This is a genomic window from Microbacterium imperiale (assembly GCF_017876655.1).
Classification (GTDB): Bacteria; Actinomycetota; Actinomycetes; order Actinomycetales; family Microbacteriaceae; genus Microbacterium; species Microbacterium imperiale.
Window position 1 is genome coordinate 1,284,389 of sequence record NZ_JAGIOK010000001.1, and the last position, 24,628, is coordinate 1,309,016.

A 24,628-nucleotide genomic window follows, 5' to 3' on the forward strand; every position below is an offset into this window, starting at 1 on the left:
CCTGAATCGAGATTGCACCACAACATCTGGTGACGACTCGAGAGGACACGAATGACCACCCCCACCCCCGCCCGGTCCATCCCCGTCGCCGCGACCGTCGACGAGTACCTGCAGCGTCGCGATTGGCGCGTGAACGCCAACGCGAACCAGGGCTATAGCCTCGGCGGGCTCATCCTCAATGCCTCCGGCAAGCTCATCGCGAACTACTGGCTCGACGAGGTCTACGCGCTCGAGGCTGGGGCGGCGCATCGCGACGGCGACATCCACATCCACGACCTCGACGTCTTCGCGGGGTACTGCGCCGGGTGGTCGCTGCGCACGCTGCTCGAGCAGGGGTTCAACGGCGTTCCGGGCGCCATCGCGTCGCGCCCGCCGAAGCACTTCTCGAGCGCCCTCGGGCAGATCGTGAACTTCCTCGGGACGCTCCAGAACGAGTGGGCCGGCGCGCAGGCGTTCAGCTCGTTCGACACCTACCTGGCGCCGTACGTACGGCTGGACGGACTCGACGACGACGCCGTGCGTCAGGGCATCCAGGAGCTCGTGTTCAACCTCAACGTGCCGTCGCGGTGGGGCACGCAGACGCCGTTCACCAACCTCACCTTCGACTGGACCTGCCCCGCCGACCTCGCCGACCAGCGCCCCCTCGTGGGCGGACGCATCGCCGATTTCACGTACGGCGAGCTCGCACCCGAGATGGCGATGATCAACCGGGCGTTCCTGTCGGTGATGACCGAGGGCGACGCCGACGGCCGCGCGTTCACCTTCCCGATCCCGACCTACAACATCACCAAGGACTTCGACTGGGACGCCCCCGAGGTCGACGCCCTGTTCGAGATGACCGCGAAGTACGGTCTGCCGTACTTCCAGAACTTCGTGAACTCCGACCTCGACCCGGGGATGATCCGCTCGATGTGCTGCCGGCTGCAGCTCGACCTGACCGAGCTGCTCAAGCGCGGCAACGCGCTGTTCGGCTCGGCGGAGCAGACCGGCTCGATCGGGGTCGTCACGATCAACTGCGCGCGGCTCGGCTTCGTGCACGCGGGCGACCGCGCCGGCATGTTCGCTCAGCTGGACCGTCTGCTCGAGATCGCGCGCGACAGCCTCGAGGCCAAGCGTGCGGTCATCGGGTGGCACCTCGACGCCGGGCTCTTCCCGTACAGCCGGCGCTACCTCGGCACCCTCGCGAATCACTTCTCCACGATCGGGGTCAACGGACTCAACGAGGCGGTGCGCAACTTCACCGACGACCGGCACGACATCACCACCGACGACGGGATGCGGCTGGCCGCCGACCTGCTCGACCACGTCCGGGCCCGCATGGTCGAGTTCCAGGAGCAGACCGGGCATCTGTACAACCTCGAGGCGACGCCGGCCGAGTCGGCGACGTACCGCTTCGCCCGCAGCGACATCGCGCGGTTCGGCGAGCGGGACGATGACGGCAGCGGCATCCGTCACGCCGGCACGAGCGCGAACCCGTACTACACGAACTCGTCGCAGCTGCCCGTCGCCTTCACCGACGACCCCTTCGAGGCGATGGAGCTGCAGGAGTCGCTGCAGCAGAAGTACACCGGCGGCACGGTGCTGCACCTCTACATGGGCGAGGCGGCGCCGTCGGCGGCGGCGTGCAAGGCGCTCGTCCGTCGATCGCTCGCCGGTTACCGCATCCCGTACATCACCATCACGCCCACCTTCTCGATCTGCCCGCAGCACGGCTACCTCTCCGGCGACCACGCCCTGTGTCCACAGTGCCGGGCGGAGTGCGAGGTGTGGACGCGGGTCATGGGGTACTTCCGTCCGGTCGCGTCCTTCAACATCGGCAAGAAGGGCGAGGCCGCCGAACGCGTGCCCTTCTCGTACGAGCGCGCCGAGCCCGTCGCCGTCTGATGCGCGCCGCGGCGTCCCGGCCGCATTCGCCGGACGAACTGCGCATCGCCGGACTCTCCCGGTTCTCGGCAGTGGACTGGCCGGGGCGCCTGGTCGCCACCGTGTTCCTGCAGGGATGCCCGTGGGACTGCCACTACTGCCACAACCCGGCGCTCATCGACCCTCGCGCCCCCGCGGCGGCCGAGTGGGACGAGGTCGAGGCGTTCCTGCGCGGTCGCGTCGGGTTGCTCGACGGCGTGGTGTTCTCGGGTGGTGAGCCGACGATGCAGCGCGGTCTCGCCGCCGCGGTCGCGCGGGTGAGCGGGCTCGGCTTCGACGTGGGACTGCACACCGGGGGCGCCTACCCGGCGCTGCTCGAGCCGCTGCTCACCGCGCTGACGTGGATCGGGCTCGACATCAAGGCCCTGCCCGAGGAGTACGCGAGCGTGACCGGCCGCGGCCCGAGCGGCGGCGCGGCACTGCGCTCGCTCGACCTCGTGCTCGCCGAACAGCATCGGCGGGCCGGGACCGCGCGCCCGCTCGACCTCGAGGTGCGGACCACCGTGCACCCCGACCTGACGGACGAGGCGCGCCTCGCCGCGCTCGCCGACCTGCTCGCCGAGCGCGGGGTGCAGCGGTGGGCGCTGCAGCGGTTCCGCGCCGCCGGAACGCGATGCGGCCCGGCACGCACCGAGCCACCGACGCTCGACGCCGTGCCCCGCGACCGGTTCACCGAGGTCGTCGTGCGGTGAATCGGGAGCGGATGCGGCGCTGTGCGGCATCCGCTCCCGCTGCGGCGGCCACCGTCACGACGTACACGAGGAGGTCGCGCGGGTCGAAAGCCGTGCCGAGAACGAGCATGGCGGGCGGGAACACCGCGCCCGCGCGCTCGGGCCAGCCGGTCAGCTGCAGCAGCTCGACGGCCACGCACCAGACCAGGGCGGCGGCCGCGACGACGCGCACCCGAGCATGCGGCACCACCCCGACGGCGAGCGCGTAGATGAGCAGCGCGTACAGGGCGTCGCCGGCGATGTCGGATGCCGCCGAGTCGGGCAGCGCGCGATGGACGAGGAGGCCCGACGCGATCGTGACTGCAGCCACGACGAGTGCGACGACGCGACGACGGGTCGACGACGGAGCGGGCCGGCCGGTGGCGTCCGCTCTCACAGGCGGTCGCGCAGCCACGAGGGCCCGAGCGCGGTCGCGCCGAGCGCCTCGACCCGCGCGCGCAGCTCGCGGTCGGCCGTCACGACGCTCACGCGCTCACCCGCGCTGACGGCCCGCTCGGCCACGGCGACGATCGCGTCGTCGCCCGAGCCATCCGCCCGCACGAGCTCGACCGCGCCGACGCCCTCGACGTCGCGGGCCCGACCCTCGACGACGGCGACGAACCGCGGAAACCAGATGTCCTCGCCGAGTCCGAGCCCGGCGGCGTCCACTCCTCCCGCGGCGAGGCCGGCCAACTCCGCGAGCAGGCGCGACGCCGCACCGGCGCGATCGCGCCACCATCCGTCGGGCACCGACCCGACGACGTTCGCCAGGTCGACGACGACGGTCGGGCGCACCGTGAGCAGGCCGCGCAGACGCGGCCAGGATGCGGCGAACCCCGGGTGCAGCGGGTACGCGTCGACCTCCTCGAGAGGTACCCAGGCGAGCTCGCGGCTCTCGGGATCGCTGATCACCGGCTCGAACGGCGTCGTCACATCGGCGACGAGCGTGCCGTACGTCCAGACGCCGACGTCGAGGATGCTGAGCAGGCGAGGTTTGACGGCTTCGGCGGGCACCCCGGCCTCTTCGGCCGACTCGCGCAGGGCGCCGTCTGGTGCGGACTCCCCCGCGTGACGGGCTCCCCCGGGCAGCCCCCAGGTGTTGCCGAAGTGACTCCACGACACCCGGTGCTGCAACAGGACGCCGCGCTCGGCATCGACGGCCAGCAGGCCCGCGGCGCCGAAGCGCCCCCAGTACCGCTCGCCGGTCGGCGCGACGACCCAGGCGTCACCGGGATCGCGCTGGCCATGCGGCGGGCGCGGTGCGGCGGAGGCGGCATCGGTCATCACCACAGCCTGACACAGCCGGAGTCCCCGCGGCCGTGATTGGCATCGTGTTACCAGCGGGGCTGTGGGCGGATCGGGACTGTCGGGGCGCGCCGGTTCGACAGGGGCGAGCGGAGCGGGTTCGCCGCGCCGCGTGATCGACGAAGGAGCGGGGCGCGACTTCCTCTGGACGCTCTCCGCGTGCGATGCGCACCGCGTCTCGGCGACGTTCGGGTTCGAGAGTGGGGTTGTGGACAGGCGCGACGCGATGTCGGAGGTTCGTGGCATCATTCGAACATGCATTCGACGGTCGGGATCGGTAGTGATGGGGATGTCGCCGCACTCGCCGACCTCGTCGCCGACGCCGAACGGGTGACGGATGCCGCGCGCGCGGCGCAGATCCATGAGGTGCGCGTGCTCGCCGCGGCGGGGCGGTTGGCGGAGCAGCAGTCAGCCGGGGCGGACGAGCGGGTCAAAGCACGCGAGATGGCTCTGCGGAGCATCGCGGCGGAGCTCGCGGGAGTGTTCGTCACGACCGACCGAACGCTACAGCGACGGATCGACGAAGCGCGAGACCTGGTCGAGAACTACCCGGCGACGATGACTGCCTGGGAAGCCGGACGCATCACCCGAGGGCACGTCCGCGTTATCCAAGACACCGGGTGCGTTGTACCCGGGGAGGTGCGCGACGAGTTCGAACGAGCGGCGATCGAGCGGTGCGAGGGTGAAACACCGAACCGGGTGCGGGATACGCTGGTGCACCTCGCGGAGCGGTTGCACCCGCGGTCGTTCAGCGAGCGGCACGAGGAAGCCGCCGCGGGGCGATGCGTACGCGTGCAGGCGGGGCCCGACGGGATGTCGGATTTGATCGCGACCCTCCCTACGGTGATCGCCGAAGGGGTGGTCGACCGGCTAACGCGTCAGGCGCGGGAAATCATCGACGCCCGCCCGCACGCGGATGGCGCCGCGGATGCGGCGGCTGATGACGAGGCTGTCGACACGGATGCCGCGACGCTCGACGGTTCATCGTTCGCCGCAGACACCCGCACCATGGACCAGGTCCGCGCCGATGTGTTCGCCGACCTGCTGCTCGCCGGAACGCCCTCGCTCGACCCGACCGCCGACGGTGATGGCAACGGTGCGCTCGGCGCGATCCGCGCGAAGGTACAGGTCGTCGTCTCCGCGCTCACGCTCACCGGAAAGGACGACGGACCGGCCGACCTCGTCGGCCGCTCCCCCATCGACGCCGCCACCGCACGCGAACTCGCCGGCGACAACACCGCGTGGGATCGGCTCCTCACCCACCCGGTAACCGGCACCGTGCTCGAATGCGACGCCTACCAGCCCACCGCCGCGATGCGTCGTCTGCTGCGAGCGCGCGACCGGCACTGCCGGTTCCCTGGATGCCGGCAACCCGCCATCCGATGCGAGATCGACCACACCCACGCGGCATCCGACGGCGGACCCACCCACGTCGGCAACCTCGCCCACCTCTGCAAACGCCACCACGACGTCAAACACCACACCCGATGGCGCGTCAAACAGCTCCCCGGCGGGAAGCTCGTATGGACCTCACCCACCGGAAGGGTCTACCGCGAAGACGCACCCCGACCGGTGGTCGCCTTCACCATCGTCAGCACACCCGGCGTCGCGCCACCGGACGAGTCACCGCCGTTCTGACGCTCGCTTCGCATGCACGATGATCACCTGATCGCATCGGCGACGCCCGCTCGCGGATGACGAGGGACGTTGACGCTCGACGCGAGGACCACGAGCGAAGCCGACGCCCGCTTCGCGCGGACCACGACGGGACGACACGGCGACGGCACGACATTGCGACGTCGGCGCGACCCCGCGACGACGCGACACCGACGACACCGCGACTGACACAAGGACCCGCGGACGGCGACACGATCGACGTAAGGACCGGCCGGCGACGGCATCACCGCCGCCGGCGCACGGGTCAGCGCTGGCGCTTCTCGCGCACGCGCATGTTGGTGACGATCGGCGTGCCCTCGAAGCCGAAGATCTCGCGCAGACGGCGCTGGATGAAGCGCCGGTAGCCCGGGTCGAGGAAGCCGGTCGTGAACAGCACGAATGTGGGCGGACGCGTCGACGCCTGCGTCCCGAACAGGATGCGCGGCTGCTTGCCCCCGCGCAGCGGGTGCGGGTGCTCCGCGACCAGCTCGGCGAGGAACGCGTTGAACTTGCCCGTCGGGATGCGCTGATCCCACGACTCCAGCGCCGTTTCGAGCGCGGGCACCAGCTTGTCGAGGTGACGGCCGGTGCGCGCGGACAGGTTGACCCGCGGCGCCCACGTGACGTGCGCCAGGTCCTGCTCGATCTCGCGCTCGAGATACCGGCGACGGTCGGCGTTGTCCATGTCGACGTCGTTGAGGCGATCCCACTTGTTGAACGCCAGCACGAGGGCGCGCCCCGACTCCAGCACGAGGTCGATGATGTTGAGGTCCTGCACGCTGATCGACTCGGTGACGTCGAGGACGACGACCGCGACCTCCGCCTTCTCGAGCGCGGCCGACGTGCGCAGCGACGCGTAGAAGTCCGCGCCCTGCTGCAGGTGCACCCGACGGCGGATGCCGGCGGTGTCGACCAGACGCCAGAGCTTGCCGCCCAGCTCGACGACCTCGTCGACCGGGTCGCGGGTGGTGCCGGCGAGGTCGTTCACGACGACGCGCTCCTCGCCCGCCGCCTTGTTCAGCAGCGACGACTTGCCCACGTTGGGGCGGCCCAGGATCGCGACACGGCGAGGACCGCCGAGCTCGTTCTTCGCGACCGCAGAGACCTCGGGCAGGACGTTCATGATCGCGTCGAGCAGATCCGCGACGCCTCGTCCGTGGATCGCCGAGACCGGATGCGGCTCGCCCAGACCGAGATTCCACAGCGCCGCGGCCTCGGGCTCCTGGCGCGCGTCGTCGATCTTGTTCGCCACCAGGAAGACCGGCTTGCTCGTCTTGCGCAGCAGCCGGACGACGGCCTCATCGGTCGCCGTCGCCCCGACCATCGCGTCCACAACGAAGAGCACGACGTCGGCCAGGTCGATCGCGACCTCGGCCTGCGCGGCGACCGACCGGTCGATGCCCCGCGCGTCCGGCTCCCAGCCGCCGGTGTCGACGAGGGTGAAGCGACGGTCCATCCACTCGGCCTTGTAGCTGACGCGGTCGCGCGTGACACCCGGGGTGTCCTCGACGACGGCCTCGCGGCGGCCGAGGATGCGGTTGACCAGCGCCGACTTGCCGACGTTCGGGCGTCCGACGATGGCGACCACCGGCAGCGCCGGCAGCACCTCGACGGCCTCGCCACCCGCGGTCAGGCCCGCGAGCAGGTGGGCGTCCTCGTCGTCGAGCTCGTAGTCGGCGAGCGTCGCGCGCAGCGCGGCAGCCCGCTGATCGGCGAGCTCCTCGTCGAGGTTCGCGAGCTTCTCCTCGAGCTGGTCGGGACCGCCCTCGTACTCGTCTTCGGTCGTAGCCATCAGTTCTCTCCTGTCGCGGTGCGGACGACGTCGATGACGGCGTCCACGGTCCGATCGAAGTCCAAATCCGTCGAGTCGACCACCACGACGCCCGGCGCGGCGGTGAGGAAGTCGACGACCTGCGCATCCGAGGCGTCCCGGCGGTGCAGCGCGGCGGCGACGGCGGCGGCATCCTCGCCCGTCAGCTCGGCACTGCGGCGGGCGGCGCGCACCTCGGGCGCCGCGGTGAGCAGGATGCGCACGGGCGCATCCGGGAAGACCACCGTAGTGATGTCGCGCCCCTCGACGATGACGCCCGCCGCGCCGGACCCGGCGACGAGCGCGCGAAAGAGCAGGTTCACCCGCTCGCGCACCGCCGGAACGCGGGCGACGCCGCTGACGGCGGCGGAGACGCGTGGCTCGCGGATCTGCTCCGTGACGAACGTGTCGCCGACGCGCACCCAGTGATCGTCGGGGTCGAGCGAGATCGCGTAGTCGAAGCCGTCGAGCGCGTCTACGACTGCGTCGGCGTCGGCGGTGTCGCCGTGCCGCTCGAGCACGCGCCAGGCCAGGGCACGGTACGCCGCGCCGGTGTCGAGGAAGCCGTATCCGAGCACGCGCGCCGCCTGCTTCGAGACGCTCGACTTGCCGCTGCCGGCGGGGCCGTCGATCGCGACGGTGACCGGCGCGTCGGCCGTGGGCACGCCGGTCTCGGCGAACGGGGACTCAGGCATGCGGCACGCTCGCGATCTTCCAGCCGCGCTCCTCGAGCCCGGCGACGGCTTGGTGAAGGGCCCGGGGATCGACGCTCAGCTCAGCGAGACCGAACTGCGCTCCCGGCGAGTGCTCGAGGCGGAAGTCCTCGACGTTGACGGCGAGCTCGCCCAGGTCGCCGAACAGACGGCCGAGCTGCCCGGGGGTGTCGTCGACGCGGACGACGACCTGCTCGAAGCGGCGGTTCTGTCCGTGCTTGCCCGGCAGCCGCTCCACGCCCTCGTTCCCGCGGCGGATCGTGTCGGCGACGGCACGTCGCGCCCCCGGGGCGCCGGGCTCGCGCAGGGCGTCCGAGACGGATCGCAGGTCGTCGGCGAGCGCGTCGAGCACCGCGACGACCGGAGCGGCGTTGGCGCCGAGGATCTGCACCCACAGTTCGGGAGCGGATGCCGCGATGCGCGTCGTGTCGCGCACGCCCTGGCCCGTCAGCCGCAGCGACCCTTCGGGGGCGGCGACGAATCGGCCCGCGAGCAGGCTCGCGACGAGCTGGGGGACGTGCGAGGTCAGCGCGACGGCCTCGTCGTGCTCCTGCGGCGTCATCTCGAGCGGCATGGCGCCGAGGTCGAGGGCGAGGCCCTCGACGATCGCGAGGTCGGATGACAGGGTCTCGTCGTCGCGGCAGACCACCCAGGGACGCCCGACGAAGATGTCAGCGCGCGCCGAGATGGCGCCGCCCCGCTCACGGCCCGCGAGGGGGTGGGAGCCGATGTAGTGCGTGAGGTCGACGCCGCGCGCACGCAGCTCCCGATAGGGCTCGAGCTTGACGCTCGCGACATCCGTCACGACGACGCCCGGGTGAGCCGCCAGCTCGCGCTCGATGACGTCGGCGGTCACGTCCGGGGGCACCGCCACCACGACGAGCACGGGGCGGTCGTCGGGGGCGGGCAGTCGCCCGGCACCGTAGTCGACCGCCAGCCGCAGCTGCGCCGGAGAGGCATCGTCGAGGACGACGTCGACGCCGAGCAGGCGCAGCGCGTGCCCGATGCTCGAGCCCAGCAGCCCCGCGCCGACGATGCGCACGGTGCCGGCCGTGCGCGCGGCACGGCCGGAGCGCACGGGCGCGGGCGAAAGATCGGTCACGGGGTCTCCGGAGAAGTCGGGTGCGGGGCGGCACCGTCGGCGCTGCGCGAGAGCGTCAGCAGCGCACCTCGCTCCACTGTAGTCAACTCGCGCGCCCGGCCGGCCGGGAGGGTTCCCAGGTGAAGCGGCCCGAACTGCCGACGCACGAGCTCGAGCACCGGATGCCCCACCTCGGCCATCATGCGCCGCACGATGCGATTGCGACCCGAGTGCAGCGTCAGCTCGACGAGGCTCGTCTCACCCGAGGTGTCGAGCAGTCGCGCCTTGTCGGCGGCGATCGGACCGTCCTCCAGCTCGACGCCCTTCGTCAGCCGCGCGATCGTCTGGGGGGTGACGCGGCCGCGGACCTTGGCGATGTACACCTTCGTCACACCGAACGACGGGTGCGCGAGAACGTGCGCGAGCTCGCCGTCGTTGGTGAGCACGAGCAGCCCGCTCGTCTCGGCGTCGAGACGCCCCACGTTGTAGAGGCGCTCGTCCCAGTCCTTCGTGAAGCGGCGGAGGTCGGCCCGACCCTTCTCGTCCTTCATGGAGCTCACCACGCCGGTCGGCTTGTTGAGCATGACGTAGCGCTTGGTCGTGTCCAGCTGCACCGCGGTGCCGTCGACGTCCACCCGATCGTTCTCGGGGTCGATGCGGCTGCCGAGCTCGGTCACGACCGTGCCGTTGACCCGCACCCTCCCCTCGACGATCAGCTGCTCGCACACCCGTCGCGACGCGACCCCCGCGTTCGCCAGCACCTTCTGCAGGCGTACGCCTTCGGCATCCGTCATCGGACTCCCTCTCCTTCGAACCCAGCGGTGCCGTCGTCGAGCAACGGCGAGATCGGCGGCAGCTCGTCGAGCGAGTTGATGCCGAGGTTGACCAGCAGCGCGTCGGTCGTGCCGTACAGGATCGCGCCGGTCTCGGAATCCTGCCCGACCTCGGTCACGAGCCCGCGCGACAGCAGCGTGCGCACGACGGAATCGACGTTGACCGCTCGGATCGAGGCCACCTGGCCGCGCGACACCGGCTGCTTGTACGCGATGACCGCGAGGGTCTCGAGCGCCGCCTGCGACAGGCGTGACGGCGCCTGCGTGTTGACGAACTCGCTGACGAGCGCGTCGTGCTCGGCGCGGACGTACAGCCGCCAGCCGCCGCCCACCTCGCGCAGCTCGAACCCGCGCCGCGGCCCGCCCGTCTCGCCGTCGTAGTCGGCGACGAGACCCGCGACGGCCTGACGCACCGCCGCCACCGGCGCACCCACAGCGGTGGCGAGGGCGACGAGGCTCTGCGGTTCGTCGACGATCAGCAGGATCGCCTCGAGGCGTCGCGCGACGTCGGCGACGGCGAACGTGGTGTCATCGGTCATAGTCGGCTCCCAGGGTGGCGAGGTTCTCCTCGGACCAGCGTTCGGCGGTCCAGCGCAGCGTCAGCTCACCGAGGGGCTCGAGCTGCTCGAACGACAGCGCCGCGTGCCGGTACAGCTCGAGCACGGCGAGGAAGCGGGCAACGACGATGCCGGGCTGGGCGACGCCCGCGACGAGCTCGCGGAAGTTCAGGGTACCCGCGCCGCGCAGCAGCGTGACGACGACGGCCGCCTGCTCGCGGATCGACACGAGCGGGGCGTGCAGGTGATCGAGACCGACGACCGGGATCTCCTTCGGCGCGAAGGCCATCATCGCGAGGGCCGCGAAGTCGTCGGGGGTGAGCGTCCACACGAGCTCGGGCGCCGCAGCACGGTACTTCTCGTCGAGGCGCACCGAGCGGGTGTGGCGCCGGTCCTCGGTCACGACGCGCTCGGCGAACCACCCGGCGACCTGCTTGAAGGCGCGGTACTGCAGCAGGCGGGCGAACAGCAGGTCGCGCGCCTCGAGCAGCGCCACCGACTCGGCGTCGATCAGCTCGCCCTGCGGCAGAAGCCCCGCGACCTTCATGTCGAGCAGCGTGGCGGCGACGACGAGGAACTCCGACGCGGCGTCGAGCTCTTCGGGCTCCAGGCCGCGCAGGTAGCCGATGAACTCGTCGGTGACCTTGCTGAGCGAGACCTCGGTGATGTCGAGCTCATGCTTGCCGATGAGGTTCAGCAGCAGGTCGAACGGCCCGTCGAAGTTCGTCAGCGAGACCCGGAAGCCCGGTCCGCTCGGGTCGCCCGCGTCGGATTCGGCCGGCTCGACGCCATCCGCGGCGGGGGCCGCCGCGTCCATGTCGTTCCGATCGGCGTCGTTCGGGTCGGGCTCGGTCGAGGCGACCGCGTCGGCGATCCCGTCAGGCGACGGCGCCACGGGCGACGAGCTCCCGCGCGAGGCGCAGGTAGGCCTGCGCGGCCTGATGCTCCGGCGCGAAGGTGATGATCGGCACGCCGGCGACCGACGCGTCGGGGAACTTGACGGTGCGGCCGATGACGGTCTCGAGGACGTCGTCGCCGAACGCCTCGACCACGCGCTCGAGCACCTCGCGGGAGTGCAGGGTGCGCGGGTCGTACATCGTCGCGAGGACGCCGTCGAGCTCGATCGAGGGGTTGAGTCGGTCGCGCACCTTGTCGATCGTCTCGATGAGCAGCGCGACGCCGCGCAGTGCGAAGAACTCGCACTCGAGCGGGATGAGCACGCCGTGGCTGGCGGTCAGCGCGTTGACGGTGAGCAGCCCGAGCGAGGGCTGGCAGTCGACGAGGATGACGTCGTAGTCGCCCGACACGTTGCGCAGCACGCGCGAGAGGATCGTCTCGCGCGCGACCTCGTTGACGAGATGCACCTCGGCGGCCGACAGGTCGATGTTCGCGGGGATGACGTCGAGCCCGGGCACCGAGGTCGACACGATCACCTCGCGCGGGTCGCGCTTGGTGTCCAGCAGCAGGTCGTAGATCGTCGGGACGTCGTGCGTCGCAATACCCAGACCCGCCGACAGCGCGCCCTGCGGGTCGAAGTCGACGGCGAGCACCCGGCGGCCGTACTCGGCGAGCGCGGCGGCGAGGTTGATGGTCGTCGTGGTCTTGCCGACGCCGCCCTTCTGGTTGCACAGCGCGATGATGCGTGCCGGGCCGTGACCGTCGAGCTTCGGCGGGGTCGGAAAACCTCGGTAGGGGCGACCGGTGGGTCCGATCGGGGTGTCTTCCGTGGGGGCCTTCCCGGCCTTCCGCGACTTGTCCGTCACCGAGACTCCTGCTTTCCGTAGCGTGCGATCGATTCTCGCACAGGCATGCACGCGGCGCGGGGAGACCTTCCGGGCGAGGCGCGACCGGATTCCGCGAGCCGCTACCGGATTCCGCGCAGGGTCTCGACGTCGACGAGCCCCGAGCGCAGCGACCCTCCGGCGATGAGGCTCGGGATCGCGAGGGTGCGGATGTCGTTCTCGACCACGCCCCGCACCCGCTCGAGCTCGGCGGCGACCGTCGGAGAGTCCGCGAGGGCGTGCACGGCGGCGAGGTCGTCCGGCGTGTACCCCGCTTCGACGAGCCAGTCGTCGAGCTGGCGCTGAGCCGCCTCCGGTGAGGCTGCGTTCATCCACGTCTGGGCGGCGGTCCCGTCGGCGACGGTGCCTGTGAAGAGGCGCTCGATCACGAACCAGTCGGGGGTCAGGACGGATGCCGCTGCCCCGGCGGGGGCCGACCGGTCCTGCTCGTGCAGCCGCAGCGCGGTGAGCACCCGTGCGATGAGCGGCGAGTTCGCGAACCGCGGGCCGGTCTCGGACTGGATCGGGTAGACGAGGTACGTCAGGTTGTTCGCCTCCGCGAACCCCGACTCGCGGACGTTCTCGAGCAGCTGCGCGCAGAAGCGGCATCCGGGGTCGATGATCTCGACGGCGGTCGGCAGGCCCTCGCGATAGCCGCCGAGGTACGTCGCCGCGACGGGTGCGAAGTCGGCGGCATCCCAGGTGCGCAGCCGGCTCGGCACGGCAGCGATCGTCTCGGCGAGCGACGAGACCTCGGCCCCCACCGCGCCGATCAGGTCGCCGCGGCCGAGGAGCTCGGCGAAGCCCGGGGCTGCGTCGATCGAGCACATCTCCGCGGCCAGCGAGCACGATTGCGCGTTCTGCTTGTCGCAGGTGCCGTAGACGTAGAGGTTCAGCCCGCTGCGGCCGAGGAGGTACACGCTCAGGATCATCGACAGGACGAGCAGCCAGGCGATGATCTCGATCCCGATGCTCGCGGGACGCACGAGGCGTGGCGCCCGGGTCGCGAGCGGCGCGAGGATCGACGACTTCACGTCGTCGCGGAAGGTCGTGTCGCACGGCCGGAAGGTCACGCGCCGCCAGGTGCATCCCCACGCTCGCCGCAGCAGGCGCCGGTACTTCGCCGAGACCGCCGACCCCAGCAGCACGACGATGAACGCGACGATGCAGACCATGTCACAGTCCCCGCAGCATCGGCTCGAGCACGGCGAGGGCGGCGTCGACGTCGTCGGGGGTGTTGTGCGCGCCGAGGCTGAAGCGCACGAGCGGCGGCAGGCCGCGCCGGCCGGCGAGCCAGTGGTGCGCGCAGAAGTGCCCGCTGCGCACCTCGACCCCCGCCCGCGAGAGGAACACTGCGAGCCGGTGCGCGTCGACGCGATGGGGGCGGACCGACATCACGGCGGACGGGGCGGGACTTTCGACCGTCAGGTTCGGCATCCGCTCCAGACCGGCGGCGAGCCGCTCGGCGAGCGCCCGCTCATCGGCCTCGATCGCCGGCAGCTGCGGCACGAACCAGCGCAGCGCCGCGCCGAAGCCGATGATCGCGCTGCCGGGCAGCGACCCCGGCTCGAGGCGCGTGTGCAGGTCGGGCAGCAGCTCGTAATCGTCCTCGCCGACGCGGGCCACCTGTCCCCCGCCGAGGAACATCGGCTCGAGCGCGTCGAGCAGAGCGGATGTCGCGACGACGAGTCCCAGCGTCGGCCCGTACATCTTGTGCGCCGAGAAGCAGAATGCGTCGGCGCCGACCCCGCGCAGACGCGAGAGGGCGTGAGGCGCCGCCTGCGCGGCATCCACGATGACGACGCCTCCTCGGCGATGCGCCCGCTCGACGAGTTCGGCGAGACCCGACGTGAAGGTGCCGTCGACGTTGTCCATCGCCGAGACGACGAGGAGGGCATCCGACAGGTCGGTGTCGCCGATGACCGGTGACCCGTCGGATGCCCGGTCGACGACGAGCCGCGGGATGCCCGCGCGCCGGGCGAAGGTCATGGTCGAGAGGAAGACGGCGTTGTGCTCGGTGTGCGTCGTAATCACCCGAGCGAACCGTCCGGGAGGAAGCTGATGCAGCAGCGCGTTGAGCCCGGCGGTCGTGTTGGCCGTGAAGGCGCAGGCGTAGCGGCGCGACGACAGGGCGAACGCGTCGAGCACGGCGCGGCGGACGGCGGCGATCTCATCGTCGACACGCCGTCCGGCCTCGTACTGCACGCGTCCTCCGCACGCGCCGCCGTCACGGTCATGGGCCAAGACGGCGTCGAGCACCGGCTGGGGGCGCAGCGTCTGGCACGCGGAGTCGAAGGCCAGCCGCGTGACCGGCACGTGCGCGAAGCCGTCACGGCGTGCGGCCGCGCGGATGCCGGCGGCATCCGGCAGTGGGCGGGGCGGCTGCCGGTCGGGGCGGCGGCGCAGGCGACCCCCGAGCATCACAGGCTCCCCAGCACGTCGAGCCGCAGCTGGGCGGCGACGGCGATCACGAGGTAGTCGATGACGACGACCAGGGGCGTCCAGGCGAGCAGCACGGCACCGACGCGTTCGGGTGCGCTCCCCCACAGGCCCGCCCGCAGGCTCCAGCCGACGGTCGACCAGAACAGCGGAATGGTGACGAGCCAGACCACCATGCACCACGGGCAGAGCGAGCCGTACTCGAAGATGCTGCGGAAGGCGAGCACGTGCACGAAGACGAACGCCCCCGCGACGAACGCCGCGAACACCCGCCAGTACCAGGCGCGAAGCCCCGCCGGGGCGGCGAGAGCCGAGACGCCGGCGAACACCGCGCCCGGGAAGAGCACGAGCCCGATGATCGAGTTGCTGAAGCCCAGCAGGTTGCCGCCCGGGCTGAGGAGGTTGGGGCCGCACGTGACGATCGGGCTGATGTCGCACGAGATCAGGGCCTCGGCGCCACGCAGCTGGCCGATGTACTCGTGGTACAGCAGGAACGACACGACCCACCCGAGCACACCCGCCACGATCCACCCGATCGCGAGCGCACGACCGGGGCGCACCGCGCGGCCGGGGGTCATGCTGCCATCCTCCGTCGCGGCGGGTCAGCGGCATCCGCCCCATCACCGGGAAAAACCGGCCCCTCAGGAACCGTGCAGGGCAGCGCCCGGGGGTCGCCGCAGCGTGCCCGAGGGTGGCCTCGGCGCGCCCGCGGGTGGCCTCAGCGCGCCCGGGGGTGAGATGTCGCGTAGATCTCGCGCAGCGCGTCCACGGTGACGTGGGTGTAGATCTGGGTCGTCGCCACCGAGGCGTGACCGAGCAGCTCCTGCACGACGCGAACGTCGGCCCCGCCCTGCAGCAGGTGCGTCGCGAACGAGTGGCGCAGCGTGTGCGGCGACACGTGCGCGGTGAGACCCGCGCCCTCGGCCGCCCGCTGGATGATGAGCCAGGCGCTCTGCCGCGACAGCGGCGCACCCCGCACGCCGAGGAAGAGGCGCGGCGTCGCCCGGCCGCGGCGCGACAGCTCGGGCCGTGCTCGGGCCAGGTACGCGTCGACCGCGGCGCGCGCGTACGAGCCGACCGGCACGACCCGCTCCTTCGAGCCCTTGCCCCGCACGCGAAGGACGTCGCCGAGGGCGAGGTCGTCGACGTCGAGCTGCACGACCTCCGACACGCGCGCCCCGGTCGCGTACAGCAGCTCGAGCAGGGCCCGGTCGCGCAGCCCCGCGAGGTCGGTGGTCACGGCGTCGCCGGGCGCGGGGCCTGCGGCATCCAGCAGCCGCTCCACCTGATCGATCGTGAGGGCCTTCGGCAGCCGTCGCGGCGTCTTCGGAGGCCGCAGCCGCTGCGTGGGGTCGCCGGCGACCAGCCCCTCGCGGGCGAGGAACCGGTGCAGGCCGCGCAGGGACGACTGCAGACGCGCGAGCGACGTCGCCGCGGGCGGTGGATCGGCCGCAGCGGCCTGCTCCGCGAATCGGGTCACGACCTCGGCGGTCACGGCCGCCGCGTCGTCGATGCCCTGCTCGCCGAGCCACGCCGTGTAGGCGTCGAGATCACGCCGGTAGGCCGCGACGGTGTGCGCCGACAGGCCACGTTCGACCGAGATGTGACGCAGGTAGGCCGCGACGGCGCGCTCGAGGCGCACCTCAGCCCCGACGCAGCCGTTCGGCCGCAGCCAGCACGCCGGAGGCCAGGATGCCGTTGCGCAGGCGCCCGGCCAGCACGCCGTCGACGACCTCCGTCAGCGGCACCCGTTCCACGCGCATGTCGGCCTCCTCGTCCTCACGCTCGTAGGCGTCCGGGGCCGGGCTCAGTCCGCGGGCGAGGAAGATGTGGATGACCTCGTCGTTGCCGCCGGGAGTCGTGAAGATGCTCAGGAGCGGCTCGATCGACGCGGCGACCAGGTCGACCTCCTCGGCCAGCTCGCGACGGGCCGTCTCGATCGGCGGCTCGCCGGCGACGTCGAGCAGCCCCGCCGGGATCTCCCAGTCGCGGTGCCGGATCGGGTGGCGGTACTGCTGGATGAGCACGACGCGCTCGTCGTCGTCGATCGCGACGACCGCCGCCGCCCCCGGGTGGTCGACGAACTGCCGAGTGATCTCACCGTCACCGAAGCGCACCGTCTCGCTGCGCACGTCCCAGACGTGACCGGAGTAGACGAGCTCGCTCGAGACGACATCCGGTTCGACCGGCTCGTCGCGCAGCTCAGGCATCCTCGACCTCGAACAGCTCGCTCGCGCGGTGCCGGTCCAGCGCGGCGGCGATGAGCCCGCGGAACAGCGGGTTCGCCTCGGTCGGACGCGACCGGAGCTCGGGATGGGCCTGCGTGGCGATGTAGTACGGGTGCACCTCGCGCGGCAGCTCGACGTACTCGACGAGGTTGCGGTCGGGCGACAGGCCCGAGAACACCAGGCCGGCCTCGGCGATCTGGTCGCGGTACCGGTTGTTCACCTCGTAGCGGTGGCGGTGACGCTCGGACGCCTTCGTGGCGCCGTAGACCTCGGCCGCGAGCGACCCTTCGGCCAGATCGGCCTCGTACAGCCCGAGGCGCATCGTGCCACCGAGGTCGCCGCCGGCGATGATGTCGACCTGCTCGGCCATCGTCGCGATGACCGGGAACTCGGTCTCCGGGTCGAACTCGCTCGACGAGGCACCGGCGAGACCGGCCATGTTGCGGGCGTACTCGATGACCATGCACTGCAGGCCGAGGCAGATGCCGAGCGTCGGGATGCCCTGCTCGCGCGCGAACTTCAGCGCGCCGAGCTTGCCCTCGATGCCGCGGATGCCGAAGCCGCCGGGGACCACGATGCCGTCGACGATCGCGAGCGCCTTCGCGGCGCCCTCGGGCGTCTCGCACAGGTCGGACGGGATCCACGTGACGTTGACCTTCGTCTCCTGGGCGAAACCGCCGGCCTTGAGGGCCTCGGTCACCGACAGGTAGGCGTCGGGCAGGTCGATGTACTTGCCGACCAGGCCGATCGTGACCTCGTGCTTGGGGTTGTGGACGGCGTCGAGCACCTTGCTCCACCGCGTCCAGTCGACCTCGTCGGCCTTCTCGGCCAGTCCGAGGCGGCGTGCGATGTAGGCGTCGAGACCCTGATCGTTCAGCGTCGAGGGGATGTCGTAGATGCTCGGCAGATCGACGGTGTTCACGACACCCTCGACGTCGACGTCGCACATGAGCGCGATCTTGTTGCGGTTGCTCTCGCTGACCGGCCGGTCGCTGCGCAGAACGAGGGCATCGGGCTGGATGCCGACCTGGCGCAGCGCGGCGACGGAGTGCTGGGTGGGCTTGGTCTTCTGCTCGCCCGAGGCGCCCATGAACGGAACGAGCGAGACGTGCACGAAGAACACGTTGTCGCGGCCGAGCTCGTGCCGCAGCTGCCGCGCAGCCTCGAGGAACGGCTGCGACTCGATGTCACCGACCGTGCCGCCGACCTCGGTGATGATGACGTCGGGTCGCGGCTCCTCGGTCGCCTGCAGCCGCATGCGGCGCTTGATCTCGTCGGTGATGTGCGGGATGACCTGGACGGTGTCGCCGAGGTACTCGCCGCGACGTTCCTTGGCGATGACCTGCGAGTAGATCTGGCCGGTCGTCACGTTCGCGGCCTGGCTCAGCTCGATGTCGAGGAAGCGCTCGTAGTGGCCGATGTCGAGGTCGGTCTCGGCGCCGTCGTCGGTGACGAAGACCTCGCCGTGCTGGAACGGGTTCATCGTGCCCGGGTCGACGTTGAGATACGGGTCGAGCTTCTGCATCACGACGCGAAGACCGCGTGCGGTGAGGAGATTGCCGAGGCTGGCGGCGGTCAGTCCCTTACCGAGAGAAGAGACCACACCACCGGTCACGAAGATCTGCTTGGTGGTGTTGGAAGAAGAGGCCGCGCGATGAGTGTCCGTCACGGGCTTCTATTCTATCAGTCACGAACGGGCGAGGCCGAGCAGTTCGCGAGCGTGCTCGATCGCGGCATCCGAATCCGGCAGGCCCGACAGCAGCCGGGCCATCTCGGCCTCGCGCTCGGCGCCCTCCAGACGGCGGACGCTGGATGCCGTCACCGACCCGTCGTTCGACTTCACGACCGTCAGGTGGTTCGAGGCGAAGGCGGCGACCTGCGCCAGGTGCGTCACGGCGATCACCTGGCTCGTCTCGGCGAGCCGGGCCAGCCGGCGCCCGACCTCGATCGCGGCGGCGCCGCCGATGCCGGCATCCACCTCGTCGAACACGAACGTCGGGACCGGGTCGGTTCCGGCGATCACGACCTCGATCGCGAGCATCACGCGGCTGAGCTCTCCGCCCGATGCGCCACGTGCCACGGGGCGCGGCTCGGCGCCGGGGTGGGGCGCCAGCAGGATCGTGACGTCGTCGCGACCTGCCGCCGTCGGCGTGCCGGGCTCGACGCGCACCACGAGGCGGGCATCCGGCAGGGCGAGCTCGCGCAACTCGGCGGTGACCGCGGCGCCCAGCTCCTCGGCGGCGAGGGTGCGAGCCGCGGTGAGGGCCTCGGCTGCGGCGTCGAGCTCATCCGAGAGCTGGTCGCGCTGCGCTGTCAGTCGTTCGATGCGGTCGCCGTCGTCGTCGAGTTCGACCAGGCGCGCCGAGCCCGTCTCGAGCAGGGCGAGCGCGTCGTCGAGCGTGCCGTGGACGCGCAGCAGCGCGCCGAGAGCGGCCCGCCGCTCCTCGACGGCGGCGAGCTCCTGCGGCCCGCCCTCGTCGAGATCGGCGAGGTAGGCGCTCAGGCCCGTCACGAGGTCGGCGGCACGGTAACCGAGGTCGGCGAGCGGTTCGACGAACTCCGCCAGCGCGGGATCGCTCGTCGAGGCGCGTTCGATCGCCCGCCGCGCCTCCGCCAGCAGCGACACCGCGTCGGGCAGCTCGTCGTCGTTCGACAGCGCGTCGTGCGCGGTGGCCGCCGCGGCGCGCAGGCCCTCGACATTGGCGAGCTTCTCCGCGCGCTCGGCGAGCGCCAGGTCTTCACCCGGCTGCGGAGCGACCTCTTCGATGTCGGCGATACGCGCGCGCAGCTCGTCGGCCTCGCGGCGCCGGGCGTCGCGGTCGGCGCTCAGCTGCGACAGCTCGGCATCGACCGCCCGCCAGGCGTCGAAGGCCGCGCGGTAGCGGTCGCGCACCGCGACCAGGCCGGTGCCGCCGAACCGGTCGAGTGCGTCGCGCTGGGCCGCCGCCGACTTCAGCCGCAGCTGATCGGACTGACCGTGCACGACGATGAGCTGCTCGGCGAGGTCGGCCAGCACCGCGGCCGGCGCCGGGCGACCACCGACGCTCGCGCGGCTGCGACCCTCGCTCGAGAGCACGCGGCCGAGGTAGAGCTCGGAGCGTCCGCCGCCGATGGGCTCGACGTCTCCCCCGGCTTCGCGCACGCGCTCGGCGACCGGCCCGTTCTCGTCGACGATCCAGACGCCGTCGACCGAGGCCTGCGCCGAACCCGCCCGCACCGCGCCGGAATCGGCACGCTGCCCGAGCAGCAGCCCGAGACCGGTCACGACCATGGTCTTGCCCGCGCCGGTCTCACCCGTGATCGCCGTGAACCCCGGCCCCATCGGGAGCGTCGCCTCGGCGATGACGCCGAGACCGCGCAGGCGCATCTCCTCGATCACGACGAGCCCTCGCGCTGCTCGATCGCCGGTCCCCGCCAGCCCACGACCGGCAGCCGGAACTTCTGCACGAGGCGGTCCGTGAACGCCGCCGGATGCAGCCGCGCGAGACGCACCGGCGTGCTCGAGCGCCGCACGACGACGCGGGCGCCGGGCGGCAGGTCGCGCGAGCGCCGTCCGTCCGCCCACAGGATGCCGGTGCCGTTGGTGCCCGCGACGACCTCGATCGCCACGGAGGCTTCCGGGCTGATCACGAGCGGTCGGGCGAAGAGCGCATGCGCCGACAGCGGCACGACGGCGACGGCCTCGACCGTCGGCCAGATGACGGGGCCGCCGGCCGAGAAGTTGTACGCGGTCGAGCCGGTCGGCGTCGCGATGACGACGCCGTCGCAGCCGAACGCCGAGAGGGGCCGCCGGTCGACCTCGAGCACGACCTCGAGCATCCGCTCCCGGCTCGCCTTCTCAACGGTCGCCTCGTTGAGGGCCCACGTCTCGTAGACGACGGCACCGGTCTCGTCCTTGACCCGCACCGACAGCGCCATCCGCTCTTCGACCTCGTAGTCGCGGTCGATGACACGGCGCACGGCGTCGTCCATGTCGTCCGCCTCGATCTCGGCGAGGAACCCGACGTGTCCCATGTTGATGCCGAGCACGGGCGCGGTGCCGCCGCGCACGAGGTCGACGGCGCGCAGGATCGTGCCGTCGCCGCCGAGGACGATCGCCAGCTCGAGCTGCGCCACCGTGACGTCGCGATCGAGCGTCAGCACACCGTCCAACTCGCCGAGCGCGGCGACCAGCTCCGCGCGGTCGTCGGCCGCGAGCACGGGGCGCGCCCCGGCTGCGACGAGCGAGCCGAGCACGCGCTCGGCGGCGGCGACGGTATGCGGTCGGCGCGCGTGGGCGACGACGAGGATGTTGCGCTGCGCGTCGGTCATCGGGCTCCCGCCAATTCGTCCACGGTTCGCATCCATTCTGTCGGATTGCCCGCGTCGGCGACGCGTGTCCGCAGGTGGACGACGTACTCCTGGTTGCCGTGCGTACCGGGGAGAGGGGAGGAGACGATCCCGTGGGTCCCGAGGCCGGCATCCCATGCCGCCCACAGCACACCGGAGACCGCATCGGCACGAAGCCCTGGGTCGGTCACGAGACCACCCTTGACCGCCGTGCGCCCGACCTCGAACTGCGGCTTGATCAGCAGGACGATGTCGGTATCGGACGCGCACACGCTCGCGACGGGGGCCAGCACGAGCCCGAGCGAGATGAAAGAGAGGTCGCCCGTCACGATGCCGGGCCGCTCGTCGCTGCTCGACATCTCCGCGAGGGCGTCGGGAGTGAGGTTGCGCACGTTGAACCCCTCGACCGCGATGACATCGGGGTCGGCGGCGATCTCGGCGGCAAGCTGTCCGTGGCCGACGTCGACCGCGAGGACGGGCCGGGCACCGCGCTCGCGCAGCACCTGGGTGAACCCGCCCGTCGAAGCGCCCATGTCGAGGGCGCGTCGCCCGTCGACGGTGATGCGGAAGGCATCGAGCCCCGCGATCAGCTTGTGGGCGGCACGACTGACGTAGTGATCGGCGCCGGCGACCGTGATCTCCGCGTCGTCGCGGACGGGCGCCGAGGCTTTGACCACGGGGCGCCCGTCGACCGAGACGAGTCCCGCCGTGATCAGGCCGGCGGCATGGGTGCGCGAGCGCGCGAGACCGCGAGCGGCCAGCGCAGCGTCCAGTCGCGAGGTCACGCGGCTCCGGCCGGACCGGCCGGACCGGAGTCGAGGCGCCGGGCGAGTTCGTCGTGCAGCGCGGCGTACGACGCTGCGCGCTCGGACAACGGCTGGTCCTCGATCACGTCGAGGGCCGAGAGGAGGTCATCGCGCCACTGCTCCGCGATCGCCTCGGTCGACGCGTCCGCGGAGCGTGCGGCGCCGTCGGCGGGGTCAGCGGCATCCATCGGCATGACTCCCACGATACGCGGCGTCAGGGACGGTGGAACGGATCGGCGTACAGCCGCTCGGGCACCCGGAAGCCGTAGATCGCACGGCCGGTCGCCCAGATGGCGGCGGCGCCCGCGCGCACGAGGTCGATGGGACGGTCGCCCTCGTCGAGCACGATGATGTCGGCGCCGTCGATCCGCACCGACGCCCGCCCGACGGTCGTCGTGTCGCCCTTCGTGCGGGTCTCGGGGTACGGCTCGTGCAGCTCGCGCAGATCGCCGAGGATGTACGTCGGCCGCGAGTTCGCGGGGGCCGCGAGCAGGTGCTTGGGGCGGTCGATGCCGGTCAGCACGAGCGCGGACTGCAGACCGGCGGCCTGCGCACCGGCGATGTCGGTGTCGAGCCGATCCCCGATGAACAGCGCGTTGGCGGCACCGAACCGCGCGACCGCCTCGTCGAAGATCGGCCGCTCAGGCTTGCCGGCAACGGTTGCGAGACGGCCGACCGCCGTGTGGACGGCCGACACGAGCGTGCCGTTGCCCGGAGCGACGCCGCGCGCCTGCGGGATCGTCCAGTCGGTGTTCGTGGCGATCCAGGGGATCCCGCCCTCGTCCTCCGGCAGCGCCAGCGCGTACGCCGCCTCGGCGAGCTGCGCCCACCCCACGTCGGGCGCGAAGCCCTGCACGACGGCGGCCGGCGCGTCCTCCGCCGATCGCGTCGGGACGTAGCCGGCCTTCTCCAGCTCGTGGACGAGACCGTCGCCGCCGACGACCAGGATCGTCGCACCGGCGGGCACGCGCTCGCGAAGCAGACGCATCGCCGCCTGAGGGCTCGTGATGACGTCCTCGGGTCGCGTGCGGGTCAGTCCGAGCTGCTGCAGGTGCTCCGCCACGACGGCGTCGCGTCGCGACGCGTTGTTCGTGATGTACCCCAGACGGCGGGACTCCCCCGCGCGGTTCAGGCTCTCGATCGCGTGCGGCAGGGCCCCCGGCCCCGCGTACACGACGCCGTCCAGGTCTGCGAGAACAGCGTCGACGCCGTCCAGCGGCGTCGCTCCGGCACGCGAGAACAGTCCCATCAGCGGCTCGTACCTTCCTCGGATGCCGGGGACTCACTCTCCTCGGCGTTCGACTCGTCTTCGGCATCGCTCTCGTCGATGTCATCGACGACGATCATCTCGCGGTCCGCGTCGCTGGCGCCGAGCGCTTCCTCGGCGACGAGCGCACGGCGCTGCCACACGGCGGCCTCGTCGGTGCGGCCCAGGTCGTCGAGCACGGCGGCGCGAGCGGCGAAGAGTGCCGGGCTCCACGAGAACGCTCGGTCGGGATCGAGCTCGGGGATGTCGAGCTCCTGCAGCGCGCGCTCCGTCTCACCGAGGTCGAGCCGTGCGCCCGACATCGCGATCGCCAGCTCGACGCGGACCTCGACAGGCAGGCTTGCGCGGTCCACCGCGCGGCCGACCTCGAGGGCGCGATCGGGACGCCCGACACCGCGCTCGCTGTCGACCATCAGTGCGATCTGGTCGTCGCTGCCCGAGATGCGCCGGTACGTCCGCAGTTCGCGCAGTGCCAGGGCGTAGTCGCCGACGGCGTAGGCGGTGATGGCCACGGTCTCGCGCACGACGCCGACGCGGCCGGCGCGACGGGATGCCGCCAGCGCGTGCTCGTGGGCCAGCTGCGGGTCCTCTTCGATGAGCTGGGCGACCATCGCGAGGTGGCGGGCCACCTGCTCCGCGTTCTCCTTGCTCAGCGTCTTCAGCTCGTTGCGCGCGGCACCGGGCAGATCGCGGGCCGTGACGCTTTCCGGGATCTCCGGACCACGCGGGATGTCGCGGCGCTCCGAGCCCTGCGGCGGACGCGACGCGCGCGCTCCCCCATCGCGATCGTCGCGGCGCGGGTACGAGGGGCGGTCCCCCTCACGGCGCGGACGGGAGTCACCGTCGCGGTGCGGACGCTGATCGCCGTCGCGGCGCGGATACGACGCGCGGTCACCCTCACGGCGCGGACGGGACTCACCGTCGCGGCGCGGATACGACGCGCGGTCACCCTCACGGCGCGGACGGGACTCACCGTCGCGGCGCGGGTACGAGGGGCGGTCCCCCTCACGACGCGGACGTGCGTCGCCATCCCGGCGCGGACGCTGATCACCGTCCCGGCGCGGGTACGACGGGCGATCGCCCTCACGGCGTGGGCGGGCATCGCCATCGCGACGCGGACGCTGGTCGCCGTCGCGGCGCGGGTATGAGGGACGATCGCCCTCGCGACGCGGGCGCTGATCGCCATCACG

General features: G+C 71.9%; 25 protein-coding genes. 4 read left to right on the forward strand and 21 right to left on the reverse strand.

The window, feature by feature from the left end; translation table 11 throughout:
* Positions 1-51: 51 nt before the first annotated feature.
* Both JOF37_RS06310 and JOF37_RS06315 read left to right on the forward strand, forming a co-directional pair.
* Positions 52-1,884 carry a ribonucleoside triphosphate reductase gene (locus tag JOF37_RS06310; protein ID WP_210006074.1) on the forward strand — a complete coding sequence of 611 codons (1,833 nt, stop codon included), beginning with the start codon at positions 52-54 and terminating at the stop codon, positions 1,882-1,884.
* Positions 1,884-2,615, forward strand: coding sequence for an anaerobic ribonucleoside-triphosphate reductase activating protein (locus tag JOF37_RS06315; RefSeq protein WP_210006075.1), 732 nt, complete (start codon positions 1,884-1,886; stop codon positions 2,613-2,615). Before JOF37_RS06310 ends, JOF37_RS06315 begins: the two co-directional genes overlap by 1 nt.
* On the opposite strand, the gene JOF37_RS06320 is transcribed toward JOF37_RS06315, so the two are convergent.
* Both JOF37_RS06320 and JOF37_RS06325 read right to left on the reverse strand, forming a co-directional pair.
* On the reverse strand, positions 2,593-2,964 hold the full coding sequence (locus tag JOF37_RS06320; RefSeq protein ID WP_210006076.1) for a DUF2809 domain-containing protein: 372 nt from the start codon (positions 2,962-2,964) through the stop codon (positions 2,593-2,595). The two genes, JOF37_RS06315 and JOF37_RS06320, sit on opposite strands and share 23 nt — an antisense overlap.
* Positions 2,965-3,026: 62 nt before the next feature.
* Positions 3,027-3,917 carry an NUDIX domain-containing protein gene (locus JOF37_RS06325; protein ID WP_210006077.1) on the reverse strand — a complete coding sequence of 297 codons (891 nt, stop codon included), beginning with the start codon at positions 3,915-3,917 and terminating at the stop codon, positions 3,027-3,029.
* Positions 3,918-4,193: 276 nt separating this feature from the next.
* Here JOF37_RS06325 and JOF37_RS06330 point away from each other — a divergent pair, with 276 nt between their 5' ends.
* The gene (locus tag JOF37_RS06330; protein WP_210006078.1) at positions 4,194-5,576 is read left to right on the forward strand and encodes an HNH endonuclease signature motif containing protein; all 1,383 of its coding nucleotides are present in this window, start codon (positions 4,194-4,196) and stop codon (positions 5,574-5,576) included.
* 283 nt (positions 5,577-5,859) lie between these two features.
* On the opposite strand, the gene der is transcribed toward JOF37_RS06330, so the two are convergent.
* From der to JOF37_RS06425, 19 genes are all read right to left on the reverse strand, one after another.
* Positions 5,860-7,386 (reverse strand): ribosome biogenesis GTPase Der, encoded by a 1,527-nt coding sequence (gene der / locus JOF37_RS06335; RefSeq protein ID WP_210006079.1) that lies wholly within the window; start codon positions 7,384-7,386, stop codon positions 5,860-5,862.
* Complete coding sequence (gene cmk, locus JOF37_RS06340; protein WP_210006080.1) at positions 7,386-8,099, reverse strand: (d)CMP kinase; 714 nt, start codon at positions 8,097-8,099, stop codon at positions 7,386-7,388. Before cmk ends, der begins: the two co-directional genes overlap by 1 nt.
* Complete coding sequence (locus JOF37_RS06345) at positions 8,092-9,219, reverse strand: prephenate dehydrogenase (protein WP_210006081.1); 1,128 nt, start codon at positions 9,217-9,219, stop codon at positions 8,092-8,094. Before JOF37_RS06345 ends, cmk begins: the two co-directional genes overlap by 8 nt.
* A complete protein-coding gene (locus tag JOF37_RS06350) occupies positions 9,216-9,992 on the reverse strand; it encodes a pseudouridine synthase (RefSeq protein ID WP_210006082.1) in 777 nt (258 codons plus the stop codon). The genes JOF37_RS06345 and JOF37_RS06350 overlap by 4 nt, the downstream gene beginning before the upstream one ends.
* Positions 9,989-10,570: an SMC-Scp complex subunit ScpB gene (scpB, locus tag JOF37_RS06355; RefSeq protein WP_210006083.1), complete on the reverse strand. Its 582-nt coding sequence runs from the start codon at positions 10,568-10,570 to the stop codon at positions 9,989-9,991. The genes JOF37_RS06350 and scpB overlap by 4 nt, the downstream gene beginning before the upstream one ends.
* Positions 10,560-11,483 carry a segregation and condensation protein A gene (locus JOF37_RS06360; protein ID WP_372445422.1) on the reverse strand — a complete coding sequence of 308 codons (924 nt, stop codon included), beginning with the start codon at positions 11,481-11,483 and terminating at the stop codon, positions 10,560-10,562. The genes scpB and JOF37_RS06360 overlap by 11 nt, the downstream gene beginning before the upstream one ends.
* A complete protein-coding gene (locus JOF37_RS06365; protein WP_210006084.1) occupies positions 11,467-12,351 on the reverse strand; it encodes a ParA family protein in 885 nt (294 codons plus the stop codon). Before JOF37_RS06365 ends, JOF37_RS06360 begins: the two co-directional genes overlap by 17 nt.
* A gap of 101 nt (positions 12,352-12,452) precedes the next feature.
* Positions 12,453-13,544 carry a hypothetical protein gene (locus JOF37_RS06370; protein ID WP_210006085.1) on the reverse strand — a complete coding sequence of 364 codons (1,092 nt, stop codon included), beginning with the start codon at positions 13,542-13,544 and terminating at the stop codon, positions 12,453-12,455.
* Position 13,545: 1 nt separating this feature from the next.
* Positions 13,546-14,790, reverse strand: a complete 1,245-nt coding sequence (locus JOF37_RS06375; protein WP_210006086.1) for an aminotransferase class V-fold PLP-dependent enzyme — start codon at positions 14,788-14,790, stop codon at positions 13,546-13,548.
* Positions 14,790-15,386: a vitamin K epoxide reductase family protein gene (locus JOF37_RS06380; protein WP_210006087.1), complete on the reverse strand. Its 597-nt coding sequence runs from the start codon at positions 15,384-15,386 to the stop codon at positions 14,790-14,792. Before JOF37_RS06380 ends, JOF37_RS06375 begins: the two co-directional genes overlap by 1 nt.
* A 140-nt stretch (positions 15,387-15,526) precedes the next feature.
* The gene (gene xerD, locus JOF37_RS06385) at positions 15,527-16,450 is read right to left on the reverse strand and encodes a site-specific tyrosine recombinase XerD (RefSeq protein WP_210006088.1); all 924 of its coding nucleotides are present in this window, start codon (positions 16,448-16,450) and stop codon (positions 15,527-15,529) included.
* A 1-nt stretch (position 16,451) separates the two neighbouring features.
* On the reverse strand, positions 16,452-17,018 hold the full coding sequence (locus JOF37_RS06390; protein WP_210006089.1) for an NUDIX domain-containing protein: 567 nt from the start codon (positions 17,016-17,018) through the stop codon (positions 16,452-16,454).
* A complete protein-coding gene (pyrG, locus tag JOF37_RS06395) occupies positions 17,011-18,705 on the reverse strand; it encodes a CTP synthase (RefSeq protein WP_210006090.1) in 1,695 nt (564 codons plus the stop codon). Before pyrG ends, JOF37_RS06390 begins: the two co-directional genes overlap by 8 nt.
* 18 nt (positions 18,706-18,723) lie before the next feature.
* Positions 18,724-20,415, reverse strand: a complete 1,692-nt coding sequence (gene recN / locus JOF37_RS06400) for a DNA repair protein RecN (protein ID WP_210006091.1) — start codon at positions 20,413-20,415, stop codon at positions 18,724-18,726.
* Positions 20,412-21,347, reverse strand: a complete 936-nt coding sequence (locus tag JOF37_RS06405) for an NAD kinase (protein ID WP_210006092.1) — start codon at positions 21,345-21,347, stop codon at positions 20,412-20,414. Before JOF37_RS06405 ends, recN begins: the two co-directional genes overlap by 4 nt.
* Positions 21,344-22,150 (reverse strand): TlyA family RNA methyltransferase, encoded by an 807-nt coding sequence (locus JOF37_RS06410; protein ID WP_210006093.1) that lies wholly within the window; start codon positions 22,148-22,150, stop codon positions 21,344-21,346. Before JOF37_RS06410 ends, JOF37_RS06405 begins: the two co-directional genes overlap by 4 nt.
* Complete coding sequence (locus JOF37_RS06415) at positions 22,147-22,365, reverse strand: hypothetical protein (RefSeq protein WP_210007848.1); 219 nt, start codon at positions 22,363-22,365, stop codon at positions 22,147-22,149. The genes JOF37_RS06410 and JOF37_RS06415 overlap by 4 nt, the downstream gene beginning before the upstream one ends.
* 20 nt (positions 22,366-22,385) lie before the next feature.
* Positions 22,386-23,420, reverse strand: coding sequence for an HAD-IIA family hydrolase (locus tag JOF37_RS06420; RefSeq protein WP_210006094.1), 1,035 nt, complete (start codon positions 23,418-23,420; stop codon positions 22,386-22,388).
* A complete protein-coding gene (locus JOF37_RS06425; RefSeq protein ID WP_271175001.1) occupies positions 23,420-24,067 on the reverse strand; it encodes a tetratricopeptide repeat protein in 648 nt (215 codons plus the stop codon). The genes JOF37_RS06420 and JOF37_RS06425 overlap by 1 nt, the downstream gene beginning before the upstream one ends.
* Here JOF37_RS06425 and JOF37_RS06430 point away from each other — a divergent pair.
* Positions 24,056-24,586, forward strand: a complete 531-nt coding sequence (locus tag JOF37_RS06430) for a hypothetical protein (RefSeq protein WP_210006095.1) — start codon at positions 24,056-24,058, stop codon at positions 24,584-24,586. The two genes, JOF37_RS06425 and JOF37_RS06430, sit on opposite strands and share 12 nt — an antisense overlap.
* The last annotated feature ends 42 nt before the right edge of the window (positions 24,587-24,628 follow it).

Excerpts from the sequence above, each read along its gene's own strand:
- JOF37_RS06405 (WP_210006092.1), bottom strand. The coding sequence starts at position 21,347 with ATGACCGACGCGCAGCGCAACATCCTCGTCGTCGCCCACGCGCGCCGA.
- JOF37_RS06310 (WP_210006074.1), top strand. The coding sequence starts at position 52 with ATGACCACCCCCACCCCCGCCCGGTCCATCCCCGTCGCCGCGACCGTC.
- JOF37_RS06420 (WP_210006094.1), bottom strand. The coding sequence starts at position 23,420 with ATGGGACTGTTCTCGCGTGCCGGAGCGACGCCGCTGGACGGCGTCGAC.
- JOF37_RS06315 (WP_210006075.1), top strand. The coding sequence starts at position 1,884 with ATGCGCGCCGCGGCGTCCCGGCCGCATTCGCCGGACGAACTGCGCATC.
- JOF37_RS06330 (WP_210006078.1), top strand. The coding sequence starts at position 4,194 with ATGCATTCGACGGTCGGGATCGGTAGTGATGGGGATGTCGCCGCACTC.
- JOF37_RS06375 (WP_210006086.1), bottom strand. The coding sequence starts at position 14,790 with ATGCTCGGGGGTCGCCTGCGCCGCCGCCCCGACCGGCAGCCGCCCCGC.
- cmk (WP_210006080.1), bottom strand. The coding sequence starts at position 8,099 with ATGCCTGAGTCCCCGTTCGCCGAGACCGGCGTGCCCACGGCCGACGCG.
- scpB (WP_210006083.1), bottom strand. The coding sequence starts at position 10,570 with ATGACCGATGACACCACGTTCGCCGTCGCCGACGTCGCGCGACGCCTC.
- der (WP_210006079.1), bottom strand. The coding sequence starts at position 7,386 with ATGGCTACGACCGAAGACGAGTACGAGGGCGGTCCCGACCAGCTCGAG.
- JOF37_RS06370 (WP_210006085.1), bottom strand. The coding sequence starts at position 13,544 with ATGGTCTGCATCGTCGCGTTCATCGTCGTGCTGCTGGGGTCGGCGGTC.
- JOF37_RS06415 (WP_210007848.1), bottom strand. The coding sequence starts at position 22,365 with ATGCCGATGGATGCCGCTGACCCCGCCGACGGCGCCGCACGCTCCGCG.
- JOF37_RS06325 (WP_210006077.1), bottom strand. The coding sequence starts at position 3,917 with ATGACCGATGCCGCCTCCGCCGCACCGCGCCCGCCGCATGGCCAGCGC.
- JOF37_RS06380 (WP_210006087.1), bottom strand. The coding sequence starts at position 15,386 with ATGACCCCCGGCCGCGCGGTGCGCCCCGGTCGTGCGCTCGCGATCGGG.
- JOF37_RS06390 (WP_210006089.1), bottom strand. The coding sequence starts at position 17,018 with ATGCCTGAGCTGCGCGACGAGCCGGTCGAACCGGATGTCGTCTCGAGC.
- JOF37_RS06350 (WP_210006082.1), bottom strand. The coding sequence starts at position 9,992 with ATGACGGATGCCGAAGGCGTACGCCTGCAGAAGGTGCTGGCGAACGCG.